A 5,449-nucleotide genomic window follows, 5' to 3' on the forward strand; every position below is an offset into this window, starting at 1 on the left:
TGCGCTGAACGGCTACGATTTAAGGTTTCCAAGAGGCTTGTCTAATGACTTTAATGCTAACAAAATAGTGCTTTACTACTTCCTGGCTACCTAGTTAAATCAAAGGCTTGCGCAGTAACTGTTTTGTGTACTACCGAAATACGTTCCTTTATAAAATTGATAGCCCTATCGTTGCTCAAGTGATTATGCATCTTAGTGTAATATTGATTCCCTTCCTTCCCTTTTAGAAAAGCAAGCGCACCTGCATGAATCATATCATCATTAGCTTCTAACGCTAAACCACTGTTATGGGCATAATCGAGATAAGCTCGCTTGGTTTCATCTACTATATCTGAAGAACTAACAGCCAGATCATTTTGACGCACTATGCTACCTAGCAAGATTTCCCACTTTAAAGTTTCTTCATGAGCATCATAGTAATCTTCTATTTGCTTTAGCGTTGACTGTGGATTATTAAAAGCAAGCCACTTTTTAAGAAAAGATTCTGGTAAATGGACTGGATTATGTTTAAAAAGTTCCTTGCGTAGGTCCTCATAGAAGGCATGACGTGCTTCCGTACGTTTGTCGAATAAAATAATTTTAGCAATAGCTTCTCTAAATGCACTTTCAGTAGTTGCAACCCTTTCTCCTAATACAAGGTCAAAAAGACGAGATTCAATAGGTGCTGGAACAACATGGATAATCTTGGTAATTGTAAAAATAGCTGGCCAAGCAGACTTATACCGTTTAAAGGTAATCAACTCAGCAAAACTTATACCTAAAAGAGCCGTAAAATGGCTTTGTAACATCTCCTCTCTTACGGTTACTTTATCACCAACACGACGCCCTATTAGGGGAGGGCTTAAATGATCAGGAACGTGCATAACAGATATACGAATATCTAGACCAACTTCCCCTTTACTATCTGTCAGAGACCCATATAATATAGCTTCCTTGGTAGTTTCTTCAAGGGGAACAGCTTGACCATGAACAATCTGCAACGCCTGTAAAAATTCATCTACTAATTTAGGGTCCACATGATCTACTTCAAACTCAGTAACACAAATATCAGGACCTAATGCAATAGAACGTTCTTCCATTAAGCCAACTTCATAAGAGAAAGTAAATGTATCTTGGGTGGTAAAATCTATTTCTTGAGAAGGTGTGATAAAAAGAGGTTCTATAAAAATAGGAATACGCTCTTGTACAATATAATCCTTTAAAGCAGCTACAGCGATTGTATTCAGTTCTTGAGCAAGAATAGAAGGACCATACATCTTTCTAATCAGATCTACAGGGGCTGCTCCCAGTCTAAACCCCTTTAAACGAACCGTTTGAGCATAATGCTTTAGTTTTTTTTCAACAGCTGACTTGTAATCAGGTTCATGTAAGACAATCGAAATAACCCCATGATTGGGATTAATCTTGTTAAACTGAATATCCAAGGTAAAACAGATTTATAAAGAATAAGATAAAAAACAACTGCTTTTAGATTAACTAATAAAAACATACAAAAAAGTACGGATGAAGGGACTCGAACCCCCACACCTTACGGTACTAGATCCTAAGTCTAGCGCGTCTACCAATTCCGCCACATCCGTAAAAAAGGAGAAAAACGACTCTCCTACAAAAATAGAAAAAACAAGTTGCTCAAGCAAATAGCAAACAAAGCCCGATGAGCATTTTAGCTAATGCATAGTAGTAAAATGACCAAGAAATATACTATTCAATATGAAGTCTATAAGGAAGCATTGCTTGTAACCCATAGGACTTAGATAAAACTTGGTAATGATGCAGTATAGGATATGCTTGCACAAGAGAATCTAATAGCTGAATTTGCAGATTATTAGTAGTATAGCTTAGCAACTGTTCCAATTTTGTTTTAGGGCGAGGAAAATAACAAATAGTATACTTTTGAGTCAATTGAGCTAAATCGGCTGCTTTAGCAATGGCTGCTTGTAATCCACCCAATTCATCAACTAGGCCATTATTTTGGGCTGCTGAACCCGTATATATCCTACCACCAGCCAATGCTTCTACACAAGCCAAGCTTAGCCCACGCCCAATGGACACCTTACGTAAAAAATCATCATAACCTGCCTGTAATATTTTATACATAAATTTAGACTCTTGCTGAGAACAACTTAATCTAGGAGATAAAAAATCTGCAGAAGGAGCTGTTTTGACAACATCACTGTGAATGCCTATTTTATTCATTAATTCAGCTGGGTCAAATAACAGACCAAAAATACCAATCGAACCTGTGATAGTAGTGGGCTGGGCAAAAATATAGTTGCAAGGAGCAGCAATATAATACCCACCAGAAGCAGCTACATTAGACATAGAAGCCACAACTGGCTTAACGGATGTAAGCTCTTTTATGGCATTCCACATAATATCTGAAGCAATAACACTACCACCTGGTGAATTAATCCGCAATACTACACTTTTTATGCTACTATTTTGTTGAATGGCTTTTAGCGTTTTAACAAAATCATGCGCACCCACATAACCTAAGCTACTTGGTCCTTCGATGATCTGGCCTTCGGCAACTACAACGGCAATTTTATGATTCAAATTAGATGAGCTTTCTGAAGCAACATAAGGCTTATAGCCTACCAAGTCAGGAGATTTTAGTTTTTCTTTTAGCAACTTTTTAGCATCCGTTGCATAGCCGACTTTAGTAATAAAGCCAGCACAAAGGGCATCACTAGGCAATACAGCTGAAAGGTTAAGGGCATGTTCTTTGAGTGCCGAAACCGTTATACCTCTAGCCTTACCTACCTTGGTTAAAAAGTGCTCATAGGAAGCATCCAGATATGCCTTTGTTTGCTTTTTACTCTCTTCACTCATTTTAGTCAAACAAAAAGGTTCTACTGCACTTTTATAGGCACCAACACGGAATATGATAGGCTTTACAGAAATATGCTCAAACAATTTTGTATAAAAATGAATAGTTGCAGAAAAGCCATTGAATGCTAAGAGTCCACTGGGGTTTAGTATGATTTCATCTGCTATAGAAGCCAGATAATAGGATTTTTGTGTATAGCTATCTGCATAAGCTATGATGGTTTTACCCTGCTGTTTAAAAGCCAATAAAGCTTCTCTAATTTCTTCTAGAACGGCCCAACCAGCATCCAGAGCAGATAAATCTAAATGGATAGCAGCAATACGACGATCGTGGGTTGCCTGATCAATAGCCTTTAGGACCACTTTAAAATTGATCATTCTTTCATTGGATCTAAATAATGAAATGGGCATCCACTCAACCACTCGCCCCCTTATATCGAATAATACAGCTGAATTGTTTTTTATTTTAGTAGAAGCTGTAGAAGTTAATTTTAAAAATATAAAAATAACTATCAAACTTAACGATAATAAAGAAATTAAAAAACCTACAGCAATGGTAAATACTTGCTTTATAAAGCGCTTTATGGTCATTTTTGATTAATGCGAAATGGGCTCTGAGACATCAAGTGCAGCTACAAAGTCAACAAGGAAAATTTATCTATCTACATTAAGCACAATAACTATCTTTTTTGTACTTTCGTGGGCCTGCGCGGACTTGAACCGCGGACCTCTACATTATCAGTGTAGCGCTCTAACCAGCTGAGCTACAGGCCCTTCAAAATCTATAATCTCCTAGGGCAACTATTTTGACATAAACTGCCAGGACAGCTAATTTACGCATATATTCTCTATATACCCAATAAATAGCTGAATAAATGTTTACTTTAAACTATTTTTTCTGCTCAATCATAAGCAATCATTTCTTTATGCATAGAAAATGCCAATTTTAAACGTAGCTTTGTAGCAAACAAACTATTGGATCTTATTTATGTTACAAATTGGCGATTGTCTGTTAGGTGATTTTCCACTTTTATTGGCACCTATGGAAGATGTTAGTGACCCCCCTTTTCGTGCTATATGCAAAGCACATGGGGCAGATCTGATGTACACAGAATTTATTTCCTCTGAAGGACTAATTAGAGACGCTACTAAGAGTGTAAAAAAGTTAGAAATATATGAAGCAGAACGGCCTATTGGCATACAAATTTTTGGAGATGTCATCGAGGTCATGCGAGAAGCAGCTGCTATTGTAGAAAAGGCACAGCCTACTTTATTAGATATCAACTATGGTTGCCCTGTTAAACAGGTAGCCTGCAAAGGAGCAGGGGCTGGTATTCTTTTAAATCTTCCTAAGATGCAGGCCATGGCTGCAGAAATTGTCAAGCAAGTGGGCATTCCTGTTACAGTTAAAACACGTTTAGAATGGGATCACGAATCGATTAGAATTGTAGAGGTTGTACAACGCCTTCAAGATGTTGGGGTGCAAGCTGTAACCATTCATGGAAGAACCCGACAACAAATGTACAAAGGATCGGCAGACTGGAGCTATATTGGAGCCGTAAAAGCAGATCCCAGTATTCATATTCCTATCTTTGGGAATGGTGATATTGACACGCCTGCAAAGGCAGTGGCTTACAAAAAGCAATATGGAGTGGATGGTATCATGATTGGGCGTGCCAGCATTGGCTATCCTTGGATTTTTAGAGAAATCAAACACTACCATACAAACGGTACACTACTACCCCCTCCTACCCTAGCAGAACGAATTGAAACAGTAAAAAAACATTTGTTACACTCCATAGAGTGGAAAGGAGAACGAACAGGTATACTAGAGATGAGACGCCACTATACCAATTATTTCCGAGGGGTAGCAGGTATAAAGCAGTATCGATCGAGCTTAGTAACTGCTAATGACTATAGAACTATATCTGATCTTTTGGATGAAATCATAGAAAAAGTAGCCAATGAAGTCTAGTCTTTTCCTGTACTACCATGCCCACCTACTCCCCTAACAGTTTGATCAAGCATCGATACTACTTTCCAAGTAACTGATTCATAGCTAGATACCACTAGTTGCGCGATTCTATCGCCATCTTGGACCATAAAAGGCTGATCAGAAAGATTGATCAGTAATACTTTTATGGTACCTCTGTAATCTGCATCAATCGTTCCTGGGCTATTTAAAACAGTAATGCCATGGTGCAATGCCAAACCACTACGTGGTCTTACTTGTGCTTCATACCCTTGCGGTAAAGCAATGGAAATACCCGTACTAATGAGCACCCTTTGCCCAACAGGAAGTGAAATAGGAAAAGGGATAAAAGCACGCAAATCCATACCGCTAGCTCCTAATGTAGCATAGGCAGGCAATGGATGGTTCGATTGGTTAATAATTGGAACTTCCATATCATACAAATGATTTAAAAGACTTACAGATTTCTAGCATCTATTCACCACTATGGCAGAAATACGCCAAAAAAGAAAAAAACGCTCCTTGTAAAATAGTTGCGACTAGAAAGCGCCCCTTATAGCTGGAAACACAGAACTTGCCCGCTTTGCGGGCTTCAAACAAGCTGTTTTTCTATTCCAGCTGTAAGGGGCGCTTTCAGCAACTTTTTAC

The 5,449-nt window shown here is 38.3% G+C and carries 4 protein-coding genes and 2 tRNA genes; 1 reads left to right on the top strand and 5 read right to left on the bottom strand.

Annotated features, from left to right (window positions below):
• Window positions 1–86: 86 nt before the first annotated feature.
• From MUW74_RS00195 to MUW74_RS00210, 4 genes are all read right to left on the bottom strand, one after another.
• Window positions 87–1,424, bottom strand: coding sequence for a trigger factor family protein (locus MUW74_RS00195; protein ID WP_243517696.1), 1,338 nt, complete (start codon window positions 1,422–1,424; stop codon window positions 87–89).
• Window positions 1,425–1,498: 74 nt separating this feature from the next.
• A tRNA-Leu gene (locus MUW74_RS00200) sits at window positions 1,499–1,580 on the bottom strand.
• A 121-nt stretch (window positions 1,581–1,701) separates the two neighbouring features.
• Window positions 1,702–3,420, bottom strand: coding sequence for a signal peptide peptidase SppA (gene sppA / locus MUW74_RS00205; protein WP_243517699.1), 1,719 nt, complete (start codon window positions 3,418–3,420; stop codon window positions 1,702–1,704).
• Between the two features lie 109 nt (window positions 3,421–3,529).
• Window positions 3,530–3,603: transfer RNA gene (locus tag MUW74_RS00210), tRNA-Ile, on the bottom strand.
• Between the two features lie 214 nt (window positions 3,604–3,817).
• On the opposite strand from MUW74_RS00210, the gene dusB reads away from it, so the two are divergent.
• Entirely contained in the window at window positions 3,818–4,804 is a 987-nt protein-coding gene (dusB, locus tag MUW74_RS00215) for a tRNA dihydrouridine synthase DusB (RefSeq protein ID WP_243517702.1), read from the top strand.
• Here dusB and dut read toward each other — a convergent pair.
• Complete coding sequence (gene dut / locus MUW74_RS00220) at window positions 4,801–5,235, bottom strand: dUTP diphosphatase (RefSeq protein ID WP_243517706.1); 435 nt, start codon at window positions 5,233–5,235, stop codon at window positions 4,801–4,803. The two genes, dusB and dut, sit on opposite strands and share 4 nt — an antisense overlap.
• Between the last annotated feature and the right edge of the window lie 214 nt (window positions 5,236–5,449).

It is taken from the genome of Candidatus Cardinium sp. cBcalN2 (genome assembly GCF_022810445.1).
Lineage (GTDB): Bacteria > Bacteroidota > Bacteroidia > Cytophagales > Amoebophilaceae > Cardinium.